General features: G+C 75.5%; 3 protein-coding genes. 2 read left to right on the plus strand and 1 reads right to left on the minus strand.

Features of this window, described 5'->3' with window-relative positions; translation table 11 throughout:
* The first annotated feature begins 241 nt into the window (after nt 1–241).
* Nucleotides 242–706: a MaoC family dehydratase gene (locus AAHZ94_RS31730; protein ID WP_349997168.1), complete on the plus strand. Its 465-nt coding sequence runs from the start codon at nt 242–244 to the stop codon at nt 704–706.
* A 146-nt stretch (nt 707–852) separates the two neighbouring features.
* Here AAHZ94_RS31730 and AAHZ94_RS31735 read toward each other — a convergent pair whose 3' ends face one another.
* Entirely contained in the window at nt 853–1,479 is a 627-nt protein-coding gene (locus AAHZ94_RS31735; RefSeq protein ID WP_349997169.1) for a TetR-type transcription factor C-terminal domain-containing protein, read from the minus strand.
* A gap of 772 nt (nt 1,480–2,251) precedes the next feature.
* On the opposite strand from AAHZ94_RS31735, the gene AAHZ94_RS31740 reads away from it, so the two are divergent.
* Nucleotides 2,252–2,890 (plus strand): TetR/AcrR family transcriptional regulator, encoded by a 639-nt coding sequence (locus tag AAHZ94_RS31740; protein WP_349997170.1) that lies wholly within the window; start codon nt 2,252–2,254, stop codon nt 2,888–2,890.
* Nucleotides 2,891–3,080 lie beyond the last annotated feature (190 nt).

Below are 3,080 nucleotides of genomic sequence, written 5' to 3' on the forward strand. Positions count from 1 at the left end.
GCGGCGTACGGTGCGCCGTGGCGCGGCCCGGGCGGGTGCGGTGCTGACGCGTTGGCGTTAGCTGGCGCGGTGGCGGACGCGTGGCGGGCGGCTGGTGCATCGGCGGTGGCCGGGCGCGTTGACAGCCCCTCTCCCGACCAGCATGCTGAGCAACCGCTTAGTCCATGGTCGTGCGGGGGCGGGGCGCCGCGGCGCCCGCACGTGCGCCGCCCGCGCGGCGCGGCTCATCGGGAGGCACGGCATGGCAGGACCCCGGATCTTCACCTCGCTCGACGCGTTGCAGCAGGCGATCGGCGCGGAGCTCGGGCCGAGCGAGTGGCTGGAGGTCGACCAGCGCCGGATCGACCTGTTCGCCGAGGCGACCGGGGACCACCAGTGGATTCACGTGGACCCGCAGCGGGCCGCGACCGGCCCGTTCGGCACCACCATCGCCCACGGCTATCTGACGCTCGCGCTGGTCCCCGCGTTCTTCCCGCAGTTGCTGCGCGTCGAAGGGGTGCGGATGGGCGTCAACTACGGCGTGAACAAGGTGCGCTTCCCGGCCCCGGTGCCGGTCGGCTCCCGACTGCGGGCCACCGGGCAGATCACCGAGGCCGTCGCCGTACCGGACGGCATCCAGCTCACCACGGTGCTCACCATCGAGCGCGCGGGCGGCGGCGACCGCCCGGTCTGCGTGGCGGAGTCGGTCAGCCGCTACTACCACTAGCCGCGCGGGGAGGCGCGCCCCCAGCCGGCTCGCGCCCCCGGGAGCGGCCGGGCCGCCGGCCCACTGCCCCCGCTGGCCCCGCCGTACCGCTGACCCCGCTGGCCCGCCACGGGCCGCCCGGCCGCCGCCCCACCGGGGCCGGCGCGCTACGCGGCCCGGTCAGCGGCCCCGACCATGCGCAAGGCCAGACCCGCGTAGAGCTCGCCGACCTCGCGGGGGGCGCGCCGGCCGTCGGCGCTGAACCAGCGGGCGACGTCGATGCAGAGCGAGAGGACGGCGAGCGTGGTGCCCGGCACGTCGGCGACGTCGAAGTCGCCGGAGCGCACCCCGTCCTCGATGATGCGGCGCACCGCGGCGTCGGTGGCCCGGCGCATGCCCACGATCTCCACCCGGTGCTCGGGGCTGAGCGCGTCCAGTTCGTACTGCACCACGCGGGCGGTGGTGTGGTGCTCGGCGTGCCAGTGCACGAAGGCCCGCACGGCGTCGGCGAGCCGCTGCGGCGGGCTGCCGGCGGCCAGCGCGGGGCGCTCCAGGATGTCGAGCGCCAGCCGGTGGCCGACCAGGCTGATCTGGTAGAGCAGCGCTTCCTTGGTCTTGTAGTGGATGTAGAGGGCGGCCGGGCTCATGCCGGCGCGGCCGGCGATGTCGCGGGTGGTGGTGGCGTGGTAGCCGCGCTCGGCGAACGCCTCGACCGCGGCGACGACCAGCCGCCGGGCGGCGTCCGGGGTGACGTCCGCCCATTCCTCCTCGGGCTGCTGCGCCTGCGCGCTCATACGGGCCCCGCTCTGCCAGCCCGCCACGGACCTTCCGCGGCGGGGGCTCACCATACCGCGCGGGTGAGCGAGCGCTTAGGAGCCGCTGGCGCCGCACGGTCGACAGGCCCGTACGCCCGGGCCGGCATCCACACGGACACGGTGCGGAGACACCGGTACCGCGGGTACGGGCACCGCGGGTACGGGCACCGCGGGTACCAGTACCGCGGGTACCAGTACCGCGGGCATCGGCAACCGCGACACCGGTACGGCCGGTACCCGCATGGCAGACACGGGTACCGCCAGCACCCGCATGGCAGACACGGGTACCGCCAGCACCCGCACGGCAGACACCGGCACCGGCACCGGCACCCGCACCGCAGACACCCGCATGCACAACACCGGCACCGCTAGCACCCGTACAGCAGACACTGGTACCACCGGCACCAGCACCCCAGGTACCCGTATCCACAGCACCGGCGCGGCCAGCACCCGTACGGCAAACACGGGTACCGCCAGCACCCGCACAGCGAACACTGGCACCGCCGACACCCGCACCGCAGGTACCCGTACGCCAGACACCCGCACCGCAGGTACCCGTACCACCGACACCGGTGCCACCCACGCCCACGCCCACGCCCACGCCTACGCCCACGCCCACGACCCAGCCGCCCCACCGCACTCCCACCCCACGCGCTGTCGCCGCCCCGTGCGCTCCGGGGCGCGCTCGGGACCCGGGCAGGGAAACCTAACGGCGTTAGGTTCTGGTGGGGTGCGACCTACCATGGGGCGCATGGCCCGTCCCCGTCAGCCGCTGCTCAGTCGTGAGCGCATCGCCACGGCCGCGCTCGGGCTCGTGGACGCCGAGGGGTTGCAGGCGTTCTCGACCCGGCGGCTCGCCGGTGCGCTCGGGGTCAGCGGGCCGTCGCTGTACAACCACTTCCAGGCCAAGGGCGAGATCCTGGACGCGGTGGCCGATGCGGTGATCGCGGAGGTGGACCTGTCGATGTTCGGGCCCGACCCGGCGCCGCCCTGGCGTACGGCGCTGCACGACTGGGCCCGTTCCTACCGCGCGGCGCTGACCGCGCACCCGCATGTGGTGCCGCTGCTGGCACAGGGCCCGCGGCGGCGGCCGGCGGCGCTGCGGATGGCCGACGCGGTGTTCGGTGCCATGGTGCGGGCCGGCTGGCCGCCCGCCCAGGCGACCCGGGTCGGCGCGCTGCTCCGGTACTTCGTCACCGGCTCCGCGCTCGGCTCCTTCGCCGGGGGTTTCGTGGCCGACCCGGGCGCGTACGACCCGGCGGCCTATCCGCACCTGGGCCGGGCGCACCTGCTGCCCGCGCACCAGCAGCAGGTGGACGAGGGAGCGTTCGCGATGGGGCTCGGGGCGCTGCTCGACGGGCTTGAGCTCCAGTTCCAGCGGCTGAGCTGACCTGTTTCCAGCGGCTGGGCCGGCCCGTGCCGGCGACCGGGTCGAGCCGTTGCCGCGGCCGGGTGGGGGCCGGGGGGGGGGGGGCGGGGGCCCCCCCCCCCCGCCCCCCCGCGGCGCCACGGGGGCAGCCGGTTCCTTACCAGGAACACGGCTGCTTTCGGCCGACCCCAGGACGGAGGCACGATGGGGC

Source organism: Streptomyces sp. HSW2009, assembly GCF_040240285.1.
Taxonomy (GTDB): domain Bacteria; phylum Actinomycetota; class Actinomycetes; order Streptomycetales; family Streptomycetaceae; genus Streptomyces.

What these genes read in the sequence shown, in the direction of transcription:
- AAHZ94_RS31730 (WP_349997168.1), top strand. Translation starts at nt 242, where the DNA reads ATGGCAGGACCCCGGATCTTCACCTCGCTCGACGCGTTGCAGCAGGCG.
- AAHZ94_RS31735 (WP_349997169.1), bottom strand. Translation starts at nt 1,479, where the DNA reads ATGAGCGCGCAGGCGCAGCAGCCCGAGGAGGAATGGGCGGACGTCACC.
- AAHZ94_RS31740 (WP_349997170.1), top strand. Translation starts at nt 2,252, where the DNA reads ATGGCCCGTCCCCGTCAGCCGCTGCTCAGTCGTGAGCGCATCGCCACG.